Annotated in this window: 20 protein-coding genes; 11 read left to right on the top strand and 9 right to left on the bottom strand. The window is 49.2% G+C overall.

All coding sequences use genetic code 11. The features are described from left to right. The first annotated feature begins 133 nt into the window (after positions 1 to 133). From ACO0LH_RS06925 to ACO0LH_RS06905, 5 genes are all read left to right on the top strand, one after another. Complete coding sequence (locus tag ACO0LH_RS06925) at positions 134 to 778, top strand: pyridoxamine 5'-phosphate oxidase family protein (RefSeq protein ID WP_422940296.1); 645 nt, start codon at positions 134 to 136, stop codon at positions 776 to 778. A 79-nt stretch (positions 779 to 857) separates the two neighbouring features. Further along, on the top strand, positions 858 to 1,463 hold the full coding sequence (locus ACO0LH_RS06920; RefSeq protein WP_422940295.1) for a glutathione S-transferase family protein: 606 nt from the start codon (positions 858 to 860) through the stop codon (positions 1,461 to 1,463). A 123-nt stretch (positions 1,464 to 1,586) separates the two neighbouring features. Continuing rightward, positions 1,587 to 2,018 (top strand): hypothetical protein, encoded by a 432-nt coding sequence (locus ACO0LH_RS06915; protein ID WP_422940294.1) that lies wholly within the window; start codon positions 1,587 to 1,589, stop codon positions 2,016 to 2,018. Between the two features lie 453 nt (positions 2,019 to 2,471). Continuing rightward, positions 2,472 to 2,831 (top strand): hypothetical protein, encoded by a 360-nt coding sequence (locus tag ACO0LH_RS06910; protein ID WP_422940293.1) that lies wholly within the window; start codon positions 2,472 to 2,474, stop codon positions 2,829 to 2,831. 208 nt (positions 2,832 to 3,039) lie between these two features. Beyond that, on the top strand, positions 3,040 to 3,252 hold the full coding sequence (locus ACO0LH_RS06905; protein ID WP_422940292.1) for a hypothetical protein: 213 nt from the start codon (positions 3,040 to 3,042) through the stop codon (positions 3,250 to 3,252). 295 nt (positions 3,253 to 3,547) lie between these two features. On the opposite strand, the gene ACO0LH_RS06900 is transcribed toward ACO0LH_RS06905, so the two are convergent. From ACO0LH_RS06900 to ACO0LH_RS06875, 6 genes are all read right to left on the bottom strand, one after another. Continuing rightward, positions 3,548 to 4,639, bottom strand: coding sequence for a polymer-forming cytoskeletal protein (locus tag ACO0LH_RS06900; RefSeq protein WP_422940291.1), 1,092 nt, complete (start codon positions 4,637 to 4,639; stop codon positions 3,548 to 3,550). Between the two features lie 111 nt (positions 4,640 to 4,750). Further along, positions 4,751 to 5,233: an SRPBCC family protein gene (locus tag ACO0LH_RS06895; RefSeq protein WP_422940290.1), complete on the bottom strand. Its 483-nt coding sequence runs from the start codon at positions 5,231 to 5,233 to the stop codon at positions 4,751 to 4,753. Between the two features lie 165 nt (positions 5,234 to 5,398). Beyond that, positions 5,399 to 5,764, bottom strand: coding sequence for a response regulator (locus tag ACO0LH_RS06890; protein ID WP_422940289.1), 366 nt, complete (start codon positions 5,762 to 5,764; stop codon positions 5,399 to 5,401). Position 5,765: 1 nt separating this feature from the next. Beyond that, positions 5,766 to 8,924, bottom strand: a complete 3,159-nt coding sequence (locus ACO0LH_RS06885) for a response regulator (protein ID WP_422940288.1) — start codon at positions 8,922 to 8,924, stop codon at positions 5,766 to 5,768. A gap of 80 nt (positions 8,925 to 9,004) precedes the next feature. Further along, a complete protein-coding gene (locus tag ACO0LH_RS06880) occupies positions 9,005 to 9,808 on the bottom strand; it encodes a hypothetical protein (RefSeq protein ID WP_422940287.1) in 804 nt (267 codons plus the stop codon). Beyond that, positions 9,808 to 10,869, bottom strand: a complete 1,062-nt coding sequence (locus ACO0LH_RS06875; protein WP_422940286.1) for a response regulator — start codon at positions 10,867 to 10,869, stop codon at positions 9,808 to 9,810. Before ACO0LH_RS06875 ends, ACO0LH_RS06880 begins: the two co-directional genes overlap by 1 nt. Before the next feature lie 275 nt (positions 10,870 to 11,144). Here ACO0LH_RS06875 and ACO0LH_RS06870 point away from each other — a divergent pair, with 275 nt between their 5' ends. The 5 genes from ACO0LH_RS06870 to ACO0LH_RS06850 all read left to right on the top strand — a co-directional run bounded on the left by ACO0LH_RS06870 (position 11,145) and on the right by ACO0LH_RS06850 (position 16,222). Further along, a complete protein-coding gene (locus tag ACO0LH_RS06870; protein ID WP_422940285.1) occupies positions 11,145 to 13,175 on the top strand; it encodes a UvrD-helicase domain-containing protein in 2,031 nt (676 codons plus the stop codon). Positions 13,176 to 13,311: 136 nt separating this feature from the next. Next, positions 13,312 to 14,100, top strand: a complete 789-nt coding sequence (locus ACO0LH_RS06865) for a substrate-binding periplasmic protein (RefSeq protein ID WP_422940284.1) — start codon at positions 13,312 to 13,314, stop codon at positions 14,098 to 14,100. A gap of 9 nt (positions 14,101 to 14,109) precedes the next feature. Next, positions 14,110 to 14,739, top strand: coding sequence for a pyridoxamine 5'-phosphate oxidase family protein (locus ACO0LH_RS06860; RefSeq protein WP_422940283.1), 630 nt, complete (start codon positions 14,110 to 14,112; stop codon positions 14,737 to 14,739). Between the two features lie 78 nt (positions 14,740 to 14,817). Continuing rightward, positions 14,818 to 15,729 carry a TraB/GumN family protein gene (locus ACO0LH_RS06855; RefSeq protein WP_422940282.1) on the top strand — a complete coding sequence of 304 codons (912 nt, stop codon included), beginning with the start codon at positions 14,818 to 14,820 and terminating at the stop codon, positions 15,727 to 15,729. 79 nt (positions 15,730 to 15,808) lie between these two features. Continuing rightward, on the top strand, positions 15,809 to 16,222 hold the full coding sequence (locus tag ACO0LH_RS06850) for a hypothetical protein (protein ID WP_422940281.1): 414 nt from the start codon (positions 15,809 to 15,811) through the stop codon (positions 16,220 to 16,222). An 18-nt stretch (positions 16,223 to 16,240) separates the two neighbouring features. Here ACO0LH_RS06850 and ACO0LH_RS06845 read toward each other — a convergent pair whose 3' ends face one another. Next, positions 16,241 to 17,038: a substrate-binding periplasmic protein gene (locus ACO0LH_RS06845; protein ID WP_422940280.1), complete on the bottom strand. Its 798-nt coding sequence runs from the start codon at positions 17,036 to 17,038 to the stop codon at positions 16,241 to 16,243. 258 nt (positions 17,039 to 17,296) lie between these two features. Beyond that, positions 17,297 to 18,496 (bottom strand): GIN domain-containing protein, encoded by a 1,200-nt coding sequence (locus ACO0LH_RS06840; RefSeq protein ID WP_422940279.1) that lies wholly within the window; start codon positions 18,494 to 18,496, stop codon positions 17,297 to 17,299. Positions 18,497 to 18,686: 190 nt separating this feature from the next. On the opposite strand from ACO0LH_RS06840, the gene ACO0LH_RS06835 reads away from it, so the two are divergent. Further along, the gene (locus ACO0LH_RS06835; RefSeq protein ID WP_422940578.1) at positions 18,687 to 19,334 is read left to right on the top strand and encodes a YcbK family protein; all 648 of its coding nucleotides are present in this window, start codon (positions 18,687 to 18,689) and stop codon (positions 19,332 to 19,334) included. Positions 19,335 to 19,425: 91 nt separating this feature from the next. On the opposite strand, the gene ACO0LH_RS06830 is transcribed toward ACO0LH_RS06835, so the two are convergent. After that, positions 19,426 to 22,140, bottom strand: a complete 2,715-nt coding sequence (locus ACO0LH_RS06830) for a M16 family metallopeptidase (RefSeq protein ID WP_422940278.1) — start codon at positions 22,138 to 22,140, stop codon at positions 19,426 to 19,428. Between the last annotated feature and the right edge of the window lie 29 nt (positions 22,141 to 22,169).

Genomic DNA, 22,169 nt, shown 5'->3' with positions numbered 1-22,169 from the left:
GTCAATTCAACGGCAAAGCTATTCTCATCTCTTTTGCTTTTCCTCAAAATAAGGTTTGTGCACCTGGTACTGGAAAAGATTTATATCTTATTCATCCATTGTCCTCTAGCAATTTGCCCTCAAAGGAATCGTCATGTCACGCGCATTTGCTGATATCTGTTTTACACCCAGCGTTAAAGCGGCGCAAAGCCTGTATGGCAGCCGGGAAGATAATCAGGGTTTTGAACTGACTGATCAAAAGCGCGATCGACTGCTTGATCGTGACATGGAATTTATCGCCACACGTGACAGTTTTTACCAGGCGACAATTTCTGAAAACGGCTGGCCCTATGTTCAACACCGAGGTGGGCCAGAAGGTTTCCTTAAAGTGCTGGATGCCAAGACCATGGTATATGCCGACTTTTCTGGCAATGCCCAGTATTTGAGCGTGGGTAATCTGTTTGCCAATGACAGGGTTTCCTTGATCATGATCGATTATGCGCGTCGTCGCCGCTTAAAGATCTGGGGGCGTGTAAAGATCGTGCATGAAAGTGAGCAGCCCGCCCTGATTGCACAACTGGAATCGCCTGCTTATCAGGTCAATATAGAACGCGCCATCGTGATTACGGTGGAAGCCGTAGAATGGAATTGTCCACAACACATCACGCCCAGATTTACCGGCAAAGAAATACAAACCTTGATGGCAGAAATGCAGGAGGAGAATCGTCAGCTTAAAGAACTGGTGCAGCAACAGCAGTTGCAATTGAAAGCGCTGCAATCCGGGCTGGCCATTACATAAGTTTTTGTTGAATTTTTTCGCCGCAAAATGCAAGTATCTTTTTTGTAGTCGTTCTGTCTTTCAATACATAGGAATCGCCGTGATCCAACTATACGAATTCGCCGTCTCCGGTAACTGTCACAAAGTCCGCCTGCTTTTGTCTTTGCTGGGTAAGCAATATCAAAGCATCGCTGTCAGCGGCCCGCAAAAAGAACACAAGTCAGCGGAATTTTTACGCAAAAATCCTTTTGGCCAAGTGCCGGTATTACAGGACGGTGAGCATCAGATACGCGACAGTCAGGCCATACTGGTGTACCTGGCCAAATCCTATGGCGCAGATCACTGGCTACCTGCCGCACCCGCGGCAATGGCGGCAGTTATTGCCTGGCTTTCCACCGCAGCCAATGAAATCGCCCGTGGGCCAGCAGCCTTGCGCGTACATTACAAATTCGATCGTCCAATTAATGTGGCAGAGGCAGAAAGCATCAGCACCAATGTACTGCAGGTATTGCAAAATCGCCTGCAAGATCACGACTGGCTGGCAGGCACAGAAATCAGCATTGCCGATATTGCCATCTATTCTTATGTCGCGCTCACACCAGAAGCCAGACTGGATTTGCAAGCTTACCCCGCAGTGCGCGCCTGGTTAAGCCGCATACAAAGTTTGCCTGGCTATATCGGTATGGATGGTATGTGGCAGGCTTAGATAAAAACGCTTGCAGCGATGTATATCAAAGTACAGCGCGCGCAATAATTTCCCCTAAATAGTAATAATTTTGATAGTGTCAGGGGGGTAAACTTAACACTTTTAGTAATGGAGATTTCATACTTGTTTTCTAATTCAGACGAATTTTATAAAGACCGTATATTGTGGAAGGCAAGTCAACACAAGTTAAAGTTAGAATATTTTTATTCTGCGTTGGATCTAGATCTGATTAATTTTCTTGAGAGCAAATTTGCTTTGGATGGCGAACCAATTCTGGTCTTTTGGGAGAGCCAAAATCGATGGACCGTTGTCACAACTAGAAAAATTCTAAGTGTGGATGGAGCTTCATTAAATATAATTGCTCTAGATGATATAAATAAGAAAATAAAAATTGTTGAATCAACCTTGAATCAAGCAACGAAAGAAAATGCCGAATTTTTATTACTAGGGGAAGAAAGTGTAAAAATATGGGCTCCTAGTGGCGGCACTCTTTTTGCGTTATTTGGTATTTTAAAAATGTTCCCTTTGAAATTTGATTCAAACGATAGCGTCTAGGCCAGTATTAGTTTTGAAATGATCACTGTTATGTACCTTTTACAATCAATATCTCTTTGTGGAAATCGCCATTATTCTTTAACGTTAAGTAATGGATCTGAAACGATTGTAGCGATCTGCGAGGTTAGAAGAATTAAAGGTACTCATGACAGAGAATACAATTTAGTCGAATTTCAAGAAGATTTTAATAAATTATGTACTCTCGGTGAGGTGTATTCAAAACCGCTAGGCAAAGTTATCTTGGCATTTCATGAGTGCATTTATCCGCATGAAAGTTCATAAGGCAGACAGTGGCATCAGGTCAATTTAAGTGTAGTAGATATTGAGATGTCATAAAATTTATGGCGCCTGTGTTTTGAGATCAAGGTCGAAAGCTTAATCCTCAGATGCACATCTGGATTTTGGAACAATCTAATTTCTTAAGGTTGGTCGGATAGTCACATTGGAGTAGTTATGAAGGTTAGTGAGATTTTAAAAAAGGGCGACACGCTATTAGATGCAGAAATAAATATTGAAGGGGTATTTGTCATGAAACGAGGTATTGGGTACTTCGTCGAGTCAAAAGATTCTAGAGATAGCATCAATGAAGCTATATTCATTGATTATCCAGATTTGGAAAAGTACCTAGAGTTGAGAGTTCCTGGATTGGCAGGAGGTCAATATGGCTACTGTGATAGCGCAATTATTGTGGGAGTATTAAAAAAAGAAACCTTGCAAGAATTTGAGTTTTCTTTAATTAACATAAAAATTTTTACCATATTTAAATATGGTAATCCCATCTCAGTTTTATCTTCATTAAAGCATGAAATGTAAATCCAGAAACGGCACTTGGATTGCAGAGAAGTCATTTGTATTAGACAGTGATGTAAAATTATCTGAAGTTACTTAAAAAGTTGAATGACAAATACTTTGCTACCCTGCTTAATATCCATTTAAACCCACCACGATATGCTTAACGTTCATCATGCCGGTTTAAAATTTTTTGTTGGCGAAAGATTAAAAAGAGGGTTGAAGGGAAGGAATGAACAAAGATATAGCAATACTATGGACTAATGCGGGAAAACTATTAGCTGAAAATACCTCGTCAATTGTGCTTTGTCCTGTATGCGCTAAAGAAAATTTGCAGGTAAAAGATATTAGGAGTGTCGAAAATCCATTTGTTGTTGAAAGAGTGATGAGTTGTCCTTCATGTGAAGAAAAAAATTATTTGAGATTGATCAGGCCGCTAAATTGATTGTTTTTTTTGGTGGGGGCCAGATATACCAAAGGACACGGTTATCTCAGTATGCTATTAAGAGGAGATGAAATTGCTTTACTTGATCGAGTCGTTGGGACAGCTGTACAAAATAAAACGCGATGATGTTTGCCCAGACTATGGCGTACATCTGTCGGCTTCATTCACGGTGCAAGGGCAATGAGACCATTTGTGGAAATGGTGTGCTGCACGGGTTGGGCAGGCTGAAAAAGTTGCTTTTCATATGCATTTGCGCCATGCAAGTAACATGGCGCAAATGATTTCTTCTCACATCTTAATCTTGCAGCATTTCGCGTTTCAGGCGACGTGGAATTTCCCAATCCAGTTCAGTGTCACGTTTCTTTTCCAGTGCATCGATATGCTTGAGTTTCTTGGCTTCGACGAACTGGCCGGACAATAGCAGGCGTGGCTTGCTGGCGGCGGATACCATGCCATGCGTGGCCCAGCGTGAGCGTGCCATGGTGGTGCCTGCGAGGATGCCGTAATCGGCACCGCAACTGATGCCTTTTTCACCGATGACGGATTCGCCGGCCTTGATGTATTTGCCAGCATAAATGGTGGCCTTGGTGGCGATCCAGCGGCCACTGTGGATTTCACCGCGCAGGCTGCTGATTTCGCCGTTGGCACGCAGGCTGCCCCAGGTGCTGATGTCACCCTGGCTGCAGACGGTATTGACGTCGAGGTTACCCTGGCAGATGACCGTGGCGGCGAACAGGCTGCCTTCTATCTGGACATCGGTTTCGCTGAATAACTCACCCTGGCAATTGCAGTCACCGGCAACGTGGATGCTGGCTGCTGACAGGTGGCCGCCAATAAATTGCACTTCACCCGCTTCCAGTACGTCATCAAGCTGCACGTTTCCCTGACAATCGAGGTCTGCGCACGCCAGGTAGCCAAGTGCCTGTATATCGCCGTAGCCGCCAAACACATCATGGTGTGCATGGCGCGCCAGTATGGCCGGGTGTACCAGTTGATCGACGAAATGATTGTCCACATTCTTGCGCTGATCGAGTTCGAGCATGCGTGCCATCCATTCGGCGCTGCAACCCGTTTTGAGCAAGTATTCGACATCGATATTGCCGCCCACATCCAGCGTGTGGCCGACATAAAGTGATTGCACGCGGATGTCACCGGTTACGGTCAGCTTGCCCAGGCAAAATACTTCTTCGGCCTGTAAGTCGCCATCTATCAGGCAGTCACCACCGACGATGAGCTGGGTGGTGAGAATGGCGTCGCCCTGAACATGCACATCACCCGTGCTGGCGAATTGCTTGCGTTTGAGGCGCGTAGTCTGGACAGGCAAGGGCACCGGTAAGGTGATAACTGGTGCAGCAACTTTGGCTACAGGGGGCGTGCGCTTGGACATGGGGAACCTTGCAAGAGGGAGAATAAGGGGTAATCGGAACAGAGGGCGGCATTATCCCAGACTTTGGACCAGCCTGGCAATTTGCCGCCTTCAGGGTATACTCAATGTGGTTTAAGACGGCAAGGTATTGAGCCGTCCGGCCTCTGCCAGTTCACGGATGATACGTACGGTTTCCACATCTGCCTCAAGGTAGGCTGATTTGCGGTATTCGTTATACATTTCATTTTCTGCATCCTGCTGTGCACTATGACCGCTATCGTAAGCAAAGCGTACGAACAAGGCATCGGGCTGGGGCTCTTCTATGCTCATGCGCAAGAAAGAATGCGGAATGTCTTTTTGTGCGGCAACATCATAATCAACATGCTGAAGATGGGTGAACATGACGCGGTCGGTAATTTGCAGTTCACCATATTTTAGTGTACGGGTGATACTGTTTTCAGCGCGTTCAGTGATGATGGCATCGTCCAGATAGGAGACAAACATCCTGGGCAATTCTGCCCGCAAGACCAGACCGCGCCATAATTGTTCGCGGGTGATCACATCCACCGTAGGATTGGTCAGATCGTTAATTTCTACCAAATGTTCAAATTTCATAGCGCACCTTCGTTCAGATGCCGCCAGTTTACTCCGCTTGCCCGCTATTGTGAGCAAATTCTGACCTGTCCGGCCTATTGTCAGACTACTTACAATATGGATTGATGAGCATCAAGGTGTATAACTTGTCATAGGTGACGGGGCTCCTGATGCAAAAGCTTATTCTCAGGTTTTCAATATGGCCGTGACCAGGCTCAGAAATTCCTGATAGCGTATCGGTTTTGCCAGGTAAGCGTCACAGCCGGCTGCACGAAAACGTTCTTCATCGCCGGTCATCGCAAATGCCGTCAAGGCAACGATTTTGATATTGGCTGTCGCGTTGTCGGCCTTTAGCTGGCGGGTTGCAGTCAGGCCATCTATGCCTGGCAATTGCATGTCCATCAAAATCAGGTCTGGCAATTGTTTCTGTGCGCATTGTATGCCTATCTCAGCATCAACGGCTTGCAAGACTTCATGTCCTGCATTTTGCAACAGGAAAGCGGCCAGCCGCATATTGACGGGGTTATCTTCGATGATCAGGACGCGTGCCATATTATTTGCCCCTGCCTGTCATGGCACGCCTGACTTCGCCGATAAAACGGCCATGATTGAAATCTGATTTTTCCACAATCTTTTTAACGTCACCACTAAGGCGCAGTTTGTCTTCCGCATTGATTTGTTTGGCCGTCAATATGATGACGGGAATGCTGGCCGTGCTTGCATGGCTTTTCAGCGCTTCAACGACATCAAAACCATTGATTTCCGGCATCATTAAATCCAATACTATCAGATCTGGTTGCCGTTGCCTTGCCGTTTCGATTCCTTCCTGGCCGCCCAGTGCTGCCAGGGTGCGGTAACCAAAGGTATCAAGCTGGGCGGTCACCAGTTTGATTGCTTTCGGGTCGTCATCAATCACCAGCGCGGTTCTTTGCTGAGTGACCGCGTCGTTACTAAACCCCAGCGTGGACAGGACTGCGGTCAGATCTTCCCTGGAAACCGGTTTTTGCATTACGCGGGCAGCTCCCAGTGACATGCCACGGCCACGGTCGGCGGCGATGGAAATGATGACGACAGGCACAGAGGCAAAAACCGGATGCTGTTTGAAGCGCTCCAGAAATTCCCAGCCATCCATACCGGGCAGCAAGATGTCAAGCGTGATCAGGTCGGGGCATTCGCGTTCAGCCATTGCCAGCGCCGCTTCAGCATTGCTGGCGCGTGCCATGCGAAAACCTTCACTTTCCAGTTGCAGGCGTAATACTTCAGCAGCCTGATCATCGTCTTCTATGACCAGTGCCAGTAACTGGCCATGCGCAAGTTTGATATCTGCTATATCGCGCTCCAGGCTTTCTGGCATGAGTGGTTTGGACAAGGTGTCCGGTAATGTCTGATCTTGGGTACGCCATGGCAGGTAAACAGTGAAAGTAGAGCCTTTGCCCGTTACGCTATGCAGCGTGACACCACCACCATGCAGTTCAGCGATGCGTTTTACCATCGCCAGCCCAAGGCCTGTACCCTGATGGCGGCGTGCCAGGGTGCTGTCAATTTGGGTGAATGGCTTGAACAGACGCAGCTGGTCTTCTTCAGAGATGCCTATACCGCTGTCGCGCACCTTGATTTCCAGAAGATAGGCAACACCTCCATCTGAAATAACCGCACTTTCAATCTTGCGTGCACTGATATGCACGGTGCCGCCTTCAGGGGTGAATTTGACTGCATTTGACAGCAGGTTATACAGGATTTGTTTAACCTTGACTTCATCCAGCCAAACTTCTCCGAGGTTCTCTGGCACATCGGTTTGCAGATGCAGACCTTGCAACATGGCTTGTTCGCGTACCACTTGCAAGCTGGCTTGTATCAGTGGTGTGACGGCTACCGCATCCAGGTTGATACTCATTTTTCCGGCTTCTATCTTGGACAGATCAAGGATGTCGTTGATCAGCGCCAGCAAATGCTTACCGCTATGATGAATGTCGGTGATGCCGTCTTTTTGCTGCTCGCTTAATTCCCCCATCAGGCCATCTTTCAGTATTTCGGAAAAACCGACGATCGCATTTAATGGCGTGCGCAATTCATGCGACATATTTGCCAGAAATTCGGATTTCATGCGACTGGCCTGTTCCAGTTGCAGGTTTTTCGCGGCGATTTCTTCGCTGCTGGCACGTAACTGATTGGCCAGCACTTTCAGGTCACTATACTGCCCCAGGTTGTGCAAGGCGACACCCAGTTGCATAGCCAGTCTTTCCAGAAATGCCTGTTCACCATCGACCAACGGCATGATTGCTGCCATTACGAGTACCGCCAGACGGCGATCTTGATACATGACCGGTATCATGAGTACCTGCGCCGGCACAAAGTCGATCAGACCCGCTTGCAAACTCAGGTTGCCGACTTCCAGCAAAGTGCTTTTGCCACTTAAGGCAGCTTGCCCCAGCAAGCCTTCACCCAGGCCAAATTCACGCGGCACTTCGCGGCCCAGACCATGCGCGGCTTCGCAATGAAAACGCGCATTCCATTCGTCAAAGCCATAAAGTGCAGATACGGCAAAGCCATGGCGTTCAGCCAGCAGATCGAGCAAACCATCAAATATCTTGTGACGCTCAAAGGTGGCAGCGAACAGGTTTTGTGCCTGTACCTGGGTATCGTCATACCGTGCGGCTATGCGCAACTGGCGCTCGGTGCGGGTGAATTCGGTCACATCTACATTCACTGAAAGGCCACCGATGACGACGCCATCATCATCACGCAAAGGGGCAGTGCTGTTTGAAATGGTTTTTCTAACGCCATCAAAACAACGTATATCTGCCAGTTCATTGAGAATGGTTTCACCAGTCCTTAAAGTGCGGGCCATGGCCCATTCTTCAGAACTGATGCGTTTGTCGGTGCCTGGCCACCAGCCTACATATTCTGCATATTGGTCGATGCCAACATGGGGCGAGGCGCCCCATATCTTCTTGGCACCGGGATTAATTTTAGTCAGCATACCGACGCGGTCACTGATGAAGACGCCAATTGGCAAAATATCCAGCACCTGCTTGAGCAGGGATTCGCTTTCCCGCACCGCAGCTTCGGCCAATGCACGTTGCCTGACATCGCGCCTGACCTGCCACCATAACAATAGGCCGCCTACCAGGGTAAGTATCAACAGCACGACACCTGTAGTGCGTGCCTCCAGAGAGTTTTGTTCTACCTGCGCTGTGCGCTGTTTCAGCAAGATGCGCTCTTCCTGATCCATATCCGCGATATGCCTGAGCAGGGCCTGCATCACCAAGCGCGGCGTACCCTCAATCAAACGCTGACGTATGGCTTCGTAACCACCTTGTTCGTATGTAATCACTGACTTGTCCAGAGTGTTCAGGCGTTCTCCCAGTCGCTCTGCCAACACCTTGCTTTTGAATTGCTGACGGGGATTGTCCTTGGTCAGTTCAATGATTTTTTGCAGTGCTGCATTGACCGCAGCAGTTTTTGGCGCGCGCTGCGTATTGAAGATGCTGTCGTTGGTAATGAAATAGGTTCTCTGGGCGTTTTCGAGATCAAGTATGCCGGATTTGACTTCATCCAGTGCATCGAGCACCTCATAGGTGTGAGTTACCCAATACGAGTTTTCTCGATAATCCTGAAGTGACCGGTATAACTGCCAGCCCGCTAGTAACAACAAGGCCAGGCCAAGCGCAAGGCCAGACATTAACCTGAATTCTGTGCTGATTTTTTTCATGACACATTTTCCCGTTGACTGATCCGTTGCGCTGTCCTGTATAGTTCTGCGCTGAAAACAGGCAGATCCTGTCTGTCTGATTAATACTCTGGCGGTCTTCCCAGATGTGGTTCAGGTGCGAAAGCGATCAGGGTGCCCGCACTTAGTTCAAGAACAAAGTAGTCCAGGCGGTGTTTGGCAGAAAGCCGCCGTTGCATGCGCTGGCGGCGCGGTGCGGCAAGCGCATCCTGCAATATGGATGGTAGTGTACCCTCGTCCTCGCAAGATAGTTGCAGATCCTGCTTCAATTCACCTAAAAATCTGTGGGCTGGCGCATTGATCGCACTGACTGTCTCGTTCCTGAGCAGCACCGCACCGACAGGCAGATGGTGTATTGCCTCGGCAGTCATGTCGTTGTGTATGGAGTGCATCAAGGCATCGAGCACGCGAAAGGCATGGGAGCGCTCTGCATTCGAGAGTATGCCTTTGTATTCTTTGGCCAGATGTTCACGTTCCTGCTTATGCTTATATTCTTCGACAGCCAGCCTGATATTGTCGAGCAGTTCTTCACCATTCGGTGATGTCGTCATAAGCTTGAATGGCTGTGCTTCCCTCTGCACGTCAGGCGCATCGGTTTTGTCCGCAGTCAGCATCAGCAGGCTCACATCAGTATGATCTTTGCGTATACCATTTAAAAAACTCAACCATTCTGGTTTGTCCGCCTGGCAGATGATGATGGCTATCGGGTGGGTGCTGAAAAGTATTCTGGCTTCATTGCTGTCAGTTGCGCCAAATACCGGGTAGGGCAAATGCTGTAAATGCTCAGATAAGGCTTGTAACCTGGCCTTGTTGTGCTCGATCAACAAAACGCCGGGGTGAGACGCAGTCTGGACATGATTCGTCATCAGGCATCACCATGTTGATCATATATGGCAGCCAAGTGCCCTGCCTGTTCGGCGAAACAGGCCAGCACCTCTGGATCGAAATGCCCGGGCTGTGTGCGGTCATCGCCTTGCAAAATGATGTTCATGCTGCGTTTATGATCCAGCGGTGCCTTGTACGGGCGGCGGCTGCGCAGTGCATCATAGACATCGCAGATCTGCATGACCCTTGCAGCGATGGGAATGGCTTCACCCTTGAGCCCATTCGGGTAACCAGTGCCGTCCCAGCGCTCATGATGGTTCAGGGCAATCTCTGCACCCATTTTTGTATAAGGCGAAGTACCGTTGGATAAAATGCTGGCACCCAGTGCGCAATGGGTGCGCATGATATTCCATTCCTCACCATTAAAACTGCCGGGTTTTAGCAGGATGTGATCTGGTATGCCTATCTTACCCACATCATGCATGGGGCTGGCCTGAAAAATGGTATCGTGAAATTCGAGTGGCAAATTCATGGCCTGTGCCAGGGTCTGACAGTAATAACTGATGCGGCGTACATGGTGGCCGGTTTCTTCATCCTTATGCTCGGCGGCTCTCACCAGGGTAAATACGGTGTCGCGATAGGCTTCTTCAAGCTGGCAGGTACGTTCGGCAACCTGATCTTCCAGTATATGATTATGATTGACCAGAAAATCGCCATATTCTTTCAGGCGCAACAGGTTACGCACGCGTACGCTCAGGTCGGCACGGTCTATCGGTTTGGTGATGAATTCTTCCGCGCCGGCTTCCAGTGCCTGTAGTTTGGCGGCGCGATCATCCAGTGCCGTCAGCATGATGACTGGAATGGGCTGGGTCAAGGCATTTGCCTTGAGTTTGGCCACCGTTTCATAACCGTCCATATCCGGCATCATGATATCGAGCAATATCAAATCGGGCAGGGCTGTGACTGCTATCACCAGGGCATCGCGGCCATTCGCGGCTGAAAGTGTCGCATATCCTTCTGCATGCAAAAGGGCTTGCAGCAGCTTGATATTTCTTGGTTCGTCATCGACAAGCAGGATACGAGCAGATCGTAAATCTTTCATAATTGCATCCTCCTGATTAGAGAATAGCGGTGGATTATGCGATTGTCTAGCCTTTAACTCTATCTTTTTAGGCATCAAAACCACTATTCAACATTTGTTAAACATTTAACTTGTTGAATATTTATTAATTATCACTCATTCCACAAAAATTTGCAGGCACGCTGTTTTTTGCAAGCAGGCATTGAACGCATTTACCTGCACTTGTCTGCCTGTCCGCGTGGCGGAGCATATACAATAGCACCTGAAAGTTTTTCTGGATGTGCCTTACCTCACTTATGTCCCACGGTCTGAATACCCCCCAACGCAATGCTGTTAATTACATGGAAGGCCCCTGCTTGGTCCTGGCTGGTGCCGGATCGGGTAAGACGCGGGTGATTACCCAAAAAATCGTTAATCTGATTGAGTTGCATGGGTATGAACCAAAACACATCGCCGCGCTGACTTTTACCAACAAGGCAGCGCTGGAAATGCAGGAGCGCATCAGCAAACTGCTGGCAGAACCACGCCAGGCCAAGCAATTGACGGTATCGACCTTCCATTCGCTGGGGGTAAAAATACTACGCCAGGAAGCCCAGGCCCTGGGCCTGAAAGACCGTTTTTCCATCATGGACAGCGATGACTGTTTTTCGCTGGTGCAGGATCTGGCCATCACCACCGACAAGCAGTTGATACGTCGCATACAGACAGCCATGTCCTTGTGGAAGAACGGCCTGGTGGATCCCGAAATTGCGTTGCAACAGGCCCAGGATGAAGACGAGGCGATTGCCGCCAGGGTCTACCGCAGTTACGTCGCTACCTTGTCCGCCTACCAGGCGGTGGATTTTGATGATCTGATACGCTTGCCAGTCGAACTGTTTCGCAGCAATGAACAAGTGCGCGACAAATGGCAGCGTCGCCTGCGTTATCTGCTTGTCGACGAATATCAGGACACCAATACCTGCCAGTATGAACTGGTCAAATTGCTGGTGACCGGCGCCGGCAAGAAGCCGATGTTTACTGCCGTGGGTGATGACGACCAGGCAATTTATGCCTGGCGCGGCGCCACCATAGAAAACCTGAAAACCTTGCAGGTGGATTTTCCTAACCTGGAAATCATCAAGCTTGAACAGAATTACCGTTCCAGCACGCGCATCCTGCAGGCAGCCAATGCGGTCATTGGCAATAATCCCAAGCTGTTTGAAAAATCATTATGGTCTGAGCATGGCCTGGGTGATCCGGTAAAAGTGCTGGGCATGCAGGATGATGAGCAAGAGGCTGAACAAGTCGCCATCATGATCTCTGCCCACCGCTTTGAGCGCCAGGCCAAGTATTCCGATTATGCGATCCTGTATCGTGGCAACCACCAGGCGCGCGTGATCGAGCAGGCGCTGCGACGCGAACGTATCCCTTACACCATCTCTGGCGGCCAGAGTTTTTTTGACCGCGCAGAAATCAAGGACATCATTGCTTACCTGCGCCTGATCGCCAATGAAGAAGATGACCCCGCCTTCATCCGCGCCATCACCACACCCAAGCGCGGTGTGGGCCAGGCGACTCTGGAGGTGCTGGGTGCATTTGCGGGGCAGTGGCAATGTTCCCTGTTTGAAGCCGTTTTCAAAGGGGGCATAGAAGCCAAGCTGACGGATAGGCAGTTACGCCCTTTGCGTGATTTCTGTAATTTCATCAATCAGGTAGAAGCACACGCGCACAGGGAAGGACATGCGACCGAATTGCTGGATGACCTGATGAAGGAAATCAATTACGAAGGCTATCTGTATGATAACTTTGATGACCGTGCCGCCCAAAACAAATGGCAAAACGTGCTTGATTTCACCCAGTGGTTAAAGACCAAGGGCAGTGGCGGCAAGGATGGTACGGACGATCACCGCAGCCTGCTGGATCTGACCCAGATGGTAGCCCTGATGACCATGATGGAAGGGAAGGACGAAGAACCCGATGCCGTGCGCATGTCAACCCTGCATGCATCCAAGGGGCTGGAATATCCGCATGTGTTCCTGGTCGGTGTGGAGGAGGGCATCTTGCCGCATAAAGGCGACCCCGATGCCCCGGTAGAAACCATGGCCGCCCGTATAGAAGAAGAGCGCCGTCTCATGTATGTGGGCATTACACGTGCCCAGCGCAGCCTGCACATTACCTGGTGCAAAAAGCGCAAACGCGCAGGTGCTCCCGTGCATTGTGATGTCTCGCGCTTCATCAAGGAAATGAAACTCGACGAAGGTACTGCCCTGCCGACAGAGGCAGAAGTCATGACACCAAAAGAGCGCCTTGCTGGCCTGAAAGCTTTGCTGAGCAAACCCAAAGAATAATTCTTCAGGGAATGTCAGAGCCTATTTTCTGATTCGTGAGATTTCTGCCATAAAAAGATAAAAATGTTAATATTGTTCATTGCATAAGCTTTTGAGTTGATTTAAATCTGATCGCATCATTTTGCGAAAGTGATTTATGCGCTGCCGGTTTGCCCTGCTATTTTTCATTTTATGCACATTATTGCCATCTGATGTGCTGGCTGCGCGCGCCTGTGAGCGCATTATCGTGTCGGCGGATCCCGCTTATCCACCTTTGCACTGGCACGATGGCAGAAATTTTCACGGTGCCAGCATCATTATTCTCACCCGTATTCTCAATGACCTGGGTTTGCCTTATGAGCTGCGTTATCTGGGACCCTGGAAGCGCGTCCTGAGTGCCGCCCAGAACGGCAGCATAGATCTGATCGCGACTTTGAAAACGACACCAGAGCGCCGGAATTTTCTACTGTTTAGTGATCTGGTTCTGCTCAATCCCGTTGCCGCCTTTGTCAGAAAAGGCAACGTTTCCCATTATGTAAAATGGGAAGACCTGATTGGCTACAGGGGCGGTATCTCAAGGGGTAATCGCTTCGGCAATCCATTTGATGACTTCATGGACAGTCGTCTTAACATCAATGAAGCAGACAATCTGGAAACCAGTTTTAAAATGCTGATGGGGAATCGTTTTGATTACGTCATCACCGGTTACTATCCGGGTTCGGCCTATCTGGCGTCTGTGAATATGGGAGACAAGATCGTCCCGCTGACACCATTTATAATAGAAACTGCCAATCTGTTTGGTTTTGTAGCCAATAGCCCCTGTACCATGCATTTACCCGCTTTTAACCGGCAATTACAAAAATTGCATAGAGAAGGTTTTATAGAGCGCGCACTGATGCAGGCAAAAGAAGAATGGCGTCTGGCTCCTGCTCTTGGAAAAATTTGAGAACATCATATGGAAATACTGCCCGAGCAACATCTGATCACCACGCCAGAACAATTACTCAGCCTGTTTGGTGAGGTTGGGGAAGCTTCAATAAAAAAAGAAGTCAGTTACCTGCATCCACATTATCGCGCCATGATAGAGGCGTCGCCCTTCGCCATACTGGCCACCGCTGGCGTAGATGGCCTGGATGCTTCACCGCGTGGGGACCCGGCTGGTTTTGTGGTGGTACAAGATGCGCACACCCTGTTGTTGCCAGAAAGGCGCGGCAATAATCGCGTTGATAGCTTGCAGAACATTTTGCATGATCCGCGTGTTGCTTTATTGTTTTTAATCCCCGGCGTTGGTGAAACCCTGCGTGTGAATGGCCGCGCCAGCATTTGCATAGACCCTGTCCTGCTCGATAAAATGAAAATAGATGGCAAGGCACCAAAATGCGTGCTGCGCATCCAGGTTGATAGCGTTTATTTTCAATGTGCCAGAGCGATACTGCGTTCCCATCTGTGGCAGGCCGGCAACGCAGAACGCCCGGCATCTCTACCCAGTGCGGGCGCCATTTTGGCTGCTTTAAGCAATGCCGCCATCGATGGTGAAAAATACGATAGCGAGTTGCCTGCGCGCCAGCGTGCGACACTGTATTGACGCCCTGTATACAGTTTCTGTTATCCTGTGCCGCTCTGGCTTGTCCGCCGGGAAAATTAATTAACGGAAATAATGACAATGAATTTCAGAATCTCGTTTTTACACCCGGCTGCCAAATATCTTGGTGCCCTGGGTTTATTGTTTGGTTTTTCGGTTGTCCATGCGCAGACCGCGACAGAAGAAACTGCCAAAGGGATATTATGGGAAGTTAAATCGGCGAGCAACACCGCTTATTTGTTCGGTTCCATCCATCTTGCCAAGGCCAGCTTTTACCCCCTGCCTGAGACAGTAGAAAATGCCTATAAAAAGGCAGATACGCTGGTAGTCGAAGTTGACGCGACTGACGCCAAATCGGCTAAAGAGGCTTTTCCTCTCTTTACCTATGCGGCGCCTGACAAGCTGGAAAACCATATCAGCAAAAAAACCTGGGAAAGCCTGCAAGCCATGGTAGGCCCTGCCGCCAGCCAGTTTCAAAACCTGAAACCAGCCATCGTTGCGACGGCCCTCAGTATCGGTATTTTCAAGCAGCAGGGCTACGACCCTTCCAAAGGCGTCGATGTGCACTACATACAGCGTGCAAAGACCGATAAAAAAGACGTCGTTGAACTCGAAAGCACGGTGTTTCAGGCGGGCGTACTGGGCGGTTTGAATGACGAAGATGCTGATGCCATGCTGGCCCAGACGCTGGATGGTTTGAAAAGCGGTGAAACCCTGACCCAGACCGCAGGCATGATCGCAGCCTGGAAGTCTGGTGATGCAGAAGCACTGGCAAAAATTTTGCAAGATGCCGCCAATAAAGATACAGGCTCACAAAAACTGATGAAATTATTGCTCGATGATCGTAACGTCGGTATGACACAAAAGATTACCGGCATGCTCGAAGGTGGCAAGAAATTATTTATCGTCGTTGGGGCCGGCCATCTTTCCGGTGCCAACAGCATTATTGAATTGATGGAAAAACAGGGTCTGGAAGTCAAACAGATCAAGTAAGCACGTTCTTTCTCAACAGACAGGCCGGCGATCCCTATCAAGGACTGCAATCAGTCAAGCAGTCAAGAATTAGAAAAACATGGCAATTTTTAACGAAGAACCGGCTGATGCAGAAGCCCCGGGTTTGCAGGATCATCCATGGATATCCCTGGAAACAGCACAGGATGTAGAAGCCTGGATGGATTTGCAGCACAGGGAATTACAGCAGGTATTGGGCAGTAAGCCTGCAACGGGGCAGGGTATCTGCCTTACCCTGCTGCATGGCGGTGAGTTATATCTGCACACGAATGGTGACGGAGATGTCATGCTGGACATGACTGAAGAAGCCGCCTGGGTGACCCCGGTGCTGACTGCCGTCACGCGGGTAGCGCCACCGCGTGGCCAGGTATGGGGTTTGCCAGGGCATGTATTGATACAGTTGCTGTTAGGTTTGAACAGCCTGATCGCCAGCAGCAGGCTGGTGTTAAACCATCATTATCGCGGTGCCAGGTAAGCCGTTACCAGAAAACAGCTAGGGTTTGAAGCGGTTTTCCTGGGAATAGATACGCGCCAGTTCACCGTCTCTTTGTGCTTGCAGGATGGCTTGGTCAATTTTTTCCATGACGCCGTGGTCCAGATCAGGACGGATGGCGATGTGGATATCGACCGCAGCGACCGGTTTAGGCAATATGCAAAACAGTTTGTCTGCACTATTACCGCTAAATTCCCCTGCATATTGTTTGTTGATGAAGTTTTCCAGCCGGGTTGTGCTGATAACCGGGTTATACAATAAAAATGCATCCATGCGACGTAGATACAGTTTTCTGAAACGGCCCGAATTGTTATTGGTATCGTCTTCCACTTTGAACAAGACATTACTGAGCCGGTCAAATTCTTCACCATAGCTGGTACCACGTACAATACCTATGGTCTTGCCTTTCAGATCATTCAGGGAATTAAATGTAAATTTGGCATCGCAACGTGTGACCAGCATCGACAAGTCAGAAAAAATTGATCTGGAAAACTTGAAGATACGCAGCCGTTCCTGGGTTTTTGACATGCCAAAGATCAGGCCTTCACCACTGGCTGCATTTTCTACCGCCCGTTTCCATGGGTAACGACGAACTTCAAACTTCAGTCTGGTATGCCGTTCGAGATAATGGAAAAACTCTTGTGTCTCGGTTGGAATAGGCAGCACAGCACCTTTGCCATCAAGCTCTTCACTCATTAATAAAACGACATTGCCACCCTGATCGGCCGCTGCAGCTACACCTGACCAGCATCCACAACAAAACAGGATGCAGGCAAGTAGGCGCAGGTATCTTGGCATTATTATTCTATGATGGATTAAACCCACTTTATCTTAGCGTACTTTGATCTGCCTGGCAGAATCTCCATCCTCAGACTGTCGCAATACAATTTAAATATTGTGTATTCGTCTCGGTTCAGAGACGGTGTGCTGTTTTGGTAAGAGAGCAGCCTGGTACGGCATGCTCCGCGTAAAAAAAATCCAGCCACACGGTGAAGTGACGGGCTGGATTTTTACAGCGTAGATAAGGGCGTTAGGCAAGAGTGTTAAACAAGCCTATTAATCCGCCACGCCGTTACGGTCTATTTTGACGATACGGGAACCACCGGCTTTTTTGACATTGACTTCGGCTTCACCGGGGCCTGTGACCTTGATGCTGGCGCTATCGAGCAGCAATTCACTGGCACGCAAGTCGCCGCTGCCGCTCAACCTGGCGTTCAGGCTCCTGGCCTTGCCTTTCAGATTGGTTTGTCCGGGGCCTTGCATGCTTAACTCCAGCGCGGCGTCAGACTGCAATTCTGCATCGAGATCACCTGAACCGGAAAGCTCCGCCTTGATGGCACCACGGATAGTGCGAAATGCCAGATTGGAAGGACCGTTATTAACAATTTGCACATCCTGAATCTGTAAATTTTCTGCATCCAGATCGCCTGACCCGCTGACGGTGACTGTTAATTGCCCGACTTCACCAGACAACTGTATTTCACCTGGCCCACTTGATCGTATGCTGGACTGGTCAGCCTTGATGCCGTGGATATCGATATCACCAGAACCTGAAGCTTCGACTTGCAAAGCCTTGATGGCACCGCTCAGCTTGACATCCCCAGGCCCTTGCTGGACTAATTTGACGGTGACGTTCTGCAAATCATCTACTTCCAGGTCACCACTGCCACTCATGGTGACATCCAGCGATTGGCTTACCGTATTCAAGTGGGCTTCACCTGGTCCACGCATTTCCAGTTCAGCCTGGCCAATTTGCAATTGCTGCATATCAAGATCGCCACTGCCGCTGGCAAATAGCTTCAATGCAGCGACTTTGCCGCTCACCTTGACATCGCCAGGCCCATTCACATTCACGACCAGTTTGTCACCCTTGAGGTCGCGCACATCCATATCACCGCTACCGCTATTGCTGATCTTGTTCAGATTGGCAGTGGTGATTCTGACCGTACCAGGCTGATTACTCCAGGTAAAACTGTAAGACTTACGTTTGCTGCGTATTACCAGCACCTTGTTTTCCACTACCGTCTCTATCTCGGGTACCAGATTATCGTCACCACTTAACACGACTGCTGTCTCAGTGCCATTGGTAACGATGACATCAAAGAAGCTGGAATTTTCTATGGCGTCAAATTCCGTCACGCTACGTTTTTCAGTCGTGATTTTGCCGCTGCCTTTAATTGCATCGCCATTGACGCTAATGTCACAGCCACCGAGCAAAACGGTGGCAAATACAAGATATCCAAGTGATTTGATCATGATAGGGCGTGATAGTGAATTGACAGGTGCCTAGTGTAGTACCATTTTTACAGGATTTCATTGCACTTCAGGACAGACTGCATTTTCTGTGTCATCAAATGCAAATTTTACTGATGAAGCGTCACAATTGAGTTAAAAGTGCATTCGGATGTACACTTTGCGTTGTTACTTATTGTTGTAAATATTCATGATGACTATGCGCCGCCAGCTTATCAAGAAAGGTTTGTTGCTTACTGCCGCAGGCCTGTTCAGTCAGAGCCGCCTGGTGCAGGCGGCAAGTTTTGCCAGCACCGGTGAACAATCCGGGCAGCCGGCACCGCCGCCAGATCTGTTTGATTCACAGGCCCTGGATATTGAGTTTTGGGTCAAACCCAGAACACTCGATCTGATACGCCCGGTAACGGGAGAGCGCAGCAAGCTGTTGTACTGGAAAGATGGTGAAGTCGTCGAATCCGCCTACCAGCAGCTATGCCATATCTTGCGTGACGTGAATGGCAAGCAAACTGCAGCGATAGATCCCAAATTGCTGGAAACCCTGTGGGCTACGCAAGCCTATGTGGCCCGCTTTGGCATGACGCGCCCGCTCGAAATCTTGTCAGGCTACCGCACCGAAGCGTCGAATAAACGCCTGATAGAAGAGGGTGTGCCGGCCGCCCGCAAGTCACTGCATATGGAAGGTAAGGCGGCCGACATACGGATACCGCAACTGCATGAAGAAATTCTGGGTGAACTGATACGCAGCTTCCGTGGTGGCGGGGTGGGTTTCTATTATCGCCAGACCGCGCAAGGCGGCTGGATACATACAGATACCGGTTTGCAAAGAAGCTGGAAAGGCTAGGGCATTCAGACTTGCCCTTTTGCCGTCATCTCTGCGACGCGATTACTGTTACTGGTTTTTGTATCCCCAGTAATCGCGCCGGATTTTCGGCTTATTTTTTGGGTATTTTCTTGCTGTCACCAGTAGTCACAATACTCCATAAGCCTGGCTGCAAATATTTTTTCGTAATCTGGTTCAATTGTGCCAAAGTCAGATTCTGTATAGCCGCTTCTCGTCTGGCAAACCAGGAGAAATCCTGATGCACATGCATCACCATACTCCATTGGTAAGCCAGGCGTGAATCACTGGCCCTTTGCTGTTGATATAAATGCGCCATTGCTGATTTGGCTTTATCCAGTTCTTCCTGCTGAAAGCCTGATGCTTCCACGAGTTGCAACTCTTCCTGTATGGCTTTTTTCAGTTTATCCACATTCGCTACTGCGGCACTGGCCATAATCTGCCAGCTGCTGACTGGGTCGACGGTGCTGCCATCAATTTTTGAATTGACATTATAAGTCCAGCCTTCTTTTTGTCGTACGCGACGTCCCAGCCGCGAATCAATAGGCGTACCGCCGATCAGGTAATTTGCCACTTCCAGGGCGGCAAAATCATCATCACTTTTGCTGACGGCAAGATCGATGCGGCCAAAGAAATAGGCGTTTTCTTTACCCGGAGTTTCCAGGAAAGTATTCAGAGGCATGCGCTCAAGGATTTTACGGTGGGCTGGCTCGTAAGGCGCTTTGCTTTCCCAGCCGCTCAATTCTTTGCTCAGTGTAGCAATGACTTCATCCACATCAAAATCACCGACGATGGCAATATGTCCGTTGGACGCGCCATAAAACTGCTTGTGAAAATCGAACAGGTCGATGGGTTTTATGGCATACAGTTCAGAGATGATTTGTTGCGTCGTCTCCTGAGCGCGTATATCTCCAGCGGGATAGGCATTGAAGTGCTGGGCAAACTGGTCCATTGCCATTTGTATGGGGTTGGAACGCTCCAGAGACCACTTTTTTTTCTCTTTATCAAGTATCGTACTGGCTTGCGCAAAACTGGGCTCCTTCAGGTTCAGCACCATTAATTGCAAGGCTTGTTTCAGGTGTGAGCGGTCTGTCGTGAATTGTGTCAGCCCACCCTGAATATGCAGTTTTTCCCGTTCTGCTTCCAGCGCCTCCTTGCCATACTGGTTGGCACCGTTGAGCATGGCAAGGTCGGTGATACGCTCCAGCCAGCGTTTGGCAAACAGGCTTTTTTCGTCACCCCAATGCAGCGCCACATCAACACTGACAGCTTGCCCGCGGCCTGGTTTGGGCAAGAGGGCCACATCAATATTACCCAGTTTGATACGCCGGGTTCTTGCCTGGATATTGCTCACCGAAGCATTGAAGTCTTCGACTGGCGCGTATTCATCGACATGCGCAAAATTCTGCATCACCTCATTCAAGGCCGGCGTTGCCGGGATACTGGTGTTTTGACTCTTTTCTTCTGATATCAAAATACCGGCCGTGCGGTTTTCACGGACGAAATAGTGTTTTGCTGCATTCTGGACTTGCAGGGTCGTCAGGTGGGCAATACGGTCTTTTTCGACAAATAGCAAACGCCAGTCACCCAGGGCAATATATTCGGATAAGGCAATTCCCAGTTTTTCCGTATCGTTCATCAGTTTGGAAAAATTGTTCACATAGCCGCTTTTCATGTAATCAAGCTCACTTTGGGCGAGTGAATTGTCACTAAAACTTTCGACGATTTTGATCAGCCCCTTGACGCTCTCTTCAGATCCATTATTGATCGTGTTGTCCGTGGAAAAAATCGCCAGGCCAGCATCTGCATTGCCCTGCATCTGAAAGCCTGGCGAGACATTGTGGATAAATATCTGGTTGTCCTTATCGCGCTGTTCGCGACCGGATGCCAGCATGGCACCTGCGATTTTGAGTGCACTGTAATCGGGATGCAATGCAGAAGGCCGATGGTAGGCCAGGATATTGACATTAAAATTCGATTTTTGCCTGACGACGACCTGGCGCTCGCCTTGCTGAGCCGGTTCTATTGTCGGTATTTTTGGGATACTGGTTTTTGGTGTGGCGAGGCTGCCAAATTTTTTGCTTATCCACGACAGGGCTTTTGAAGGATCAAATTTACCGGCCACCAGCAACACTGCATTGTCAGGTCTGTAGTAAGTGGCATACAAATGGCGCAATTGCTCTACATTGACGTTTTCTATGTCACTCTTTTCACCAATCACGCTGTGCCCGTAACCATGCCAGTCAAATGCGACGGCCTGCACGCGTTTCAGCAAGATGCTGTGGGCTTCGCCATTGCGCAGTTCCAGCTCATTTCTGACTACCGTCATTTCCGTATCCAGTTCGCGTTGCAAGACATTGGCGTTCTGCATGCGGTCTGCTTCCATCCCCAGTACCCATTCCAGGTCGGTGTCAGAGGCTTCGAAACTTTCAAAATAATTGGTGAAATCCAGATGGGTGTAGGCATTCCAGCGCATGCCACGCGCGCTCAACTGGCTGGTAATTTGCGGATAGTTTTTACTGCCTTTGCACAGCATGTGCTCCAGCAAATGGGCATAGCCGGTTTGCCCGGTATTTTCATGTTTTGATCCCAGCAGATAGGTCATGTTCACAGTAATCGTAGCCTGTGAATTGTCTGGCATGAGCAAGATTTTTAAACCGTTTGCCAAGTGGTATTCGGTAATGCCTTCTACCGTCGACATCTTTTCCATATTGGCAGGGATACTGGTGGCGGCCTGTGTAGGGCTATTTGATAGCAACAGGCTGGCAGTAAAAAAGGCAAATCTGAGCGTGGTCTTAAAGGCGGGCATGGGTAAGTCTTTACTATAAAAAAAACCGG

It is taken from the genome of Undibacterium sp. TJN19, assembly GCF_049339485.1.
GTDB lineage: Bacteria > Pseudomonadota > Gammaproteobacteria > Burkholderiales > Burkholderiaceae_D > Undibacterium.
The sequence above is the reverse complement of the archived record's forward strand: the minus strand, read 5'-3'. Positions and strand labels throughout refer to the sequence as shown.

Excerpts from the sequence above, each read along its gene's own strand:
- ACO0LH_RS06885 (WP_422940288.1), bottom strand. The coding sequence starts at position 8,924 with ATGAAAAAAATCAGCACAGAATTCAGGTTAATGTCTGGCCTTGCGCTT.
- ACO0LH_RS06850 (WP_422940281.1), top strand. The coding sequence starts at position 15,809 with ATGGCAATTTTTAACGAAGAACCGGCTGATGCAGAAGCCCCGGGTTTG.
- ACO0LH_RS06845 (WP_422940280.1), bottom strand. The coding sequence starts at position 17,038 with ATGCCAAGATACCTGCGCCTACTTGCCTGCATCCTGTTTTGTTGTGGA.
- ACO0LH_RS06880 (WP_422940287.1), bottom strand. The coding sequence starts at position 9,808 with ATGACGAATCATGTCCAGACTGCGTCTCACCCCGGCGTTTTGTTGATC.
- ACO0LH_RS06875 (WP_422940286.1), bottom strand. The coding sequence starts at position 10,869 with ATGAAAGATTTACGATCTGCTCGTATCCTGCTTGTCGATGACGAACCA.
- ACO0LH_RS06890 (WP_422940289.1), bottom strand. The coding sequence starts at position 5,764 with ATGGCACGCGTCCTGATCATCGAAGATAACCCCGTCAATATGCGGCTG.
- ACO0LH_RS06910 (WP_422940293.1), top strand. The coding sequence starts at position 2,472 with ATGAAGGTTAGTGAGATTTTAAAAAAGGGCGACACGCTATTAGATGCA.
- ACO0LH_RS06925 (WP_422940296.1), top strand. The coding sequence starts at position 134 with ATGTCACGCGCATTTGCTGATATCTGTTTTACACCCAGCGTTAAAGCG.
- ACO0LH_RS06900 (WP_422940291.1), bottom strand. The coding sequence starts at position 4,639 with ATGTCCAAGCGCACGCCCCCTGTAGCCAAAGTTGCTGCACCAGTTATC.
- ACO0LH_RS06905 (WP_422940292.1), top strand. The coding sequence starts at position 3,040 with ATGAACAAAGATATAGCAATACTATGGACTAATGCGGGAAAACTATTA.
- ACO0LH_RS06860 (WP_422940283.1), top strand. The coding sequence starts at position 14,110 with ATGGAAATACTGCCCGAGCAACATCTGATCACCACGCCAGAACAATTA.
- ACO0LH_RS06895 (WP_422940290.1), bottom strand. The coding sequence starts at position 5,233 with ATGAAATTTGAACATTTGGTAGAAATTAACGATCTGACCAATCCTACG.
- ACO0LH_RS06830 (WP_422940278.1), bottom strand. The coding sequence starts at position 22,140 with ATGCCCGCCTTTAAGACCACGCTCAGATTTGCCTTTTTTACTGCCAGC.
- ACO0LH_RS06865 (WP_422940284.1), top strand. The coding sequence starts at position 13,312 with ATGCGCTGCCGGTTTGCCCTGCTATTTTTCATTTTATGCACATTATTG.
- ACO0LH_RS06840 (WP_422940279.1), bottom strand. The coding sequence starts at position 18,496 with ATGATCAAATCACTTGGATATCTTGTATTTGCCACCGTTTTGCTCGGT.
- ACO0LH_RS06870 (WP_422940285.1), top strand. The coding sequence starts at position 11,145 with ATGTCCCACGGTCTGAATACCCCCCAACGCAATGCTGTTAATTACATG.
- ACO0LH_RS06855 (WP_422940282.1), top strand. The coding sequence starts at position 14,818 with ATGAATTTCAGAATCTCGTTTTTACACCCGGCTGCCAAATATCTTGGT.
- ACO0LH_RS06835 (WP_422940578.1), top strand. The coding sequence starts at position 18,687 with ATGACTATGCGCCGCCAGCTTATCAAGAAAGGTTTGTTGCTTACTGCC.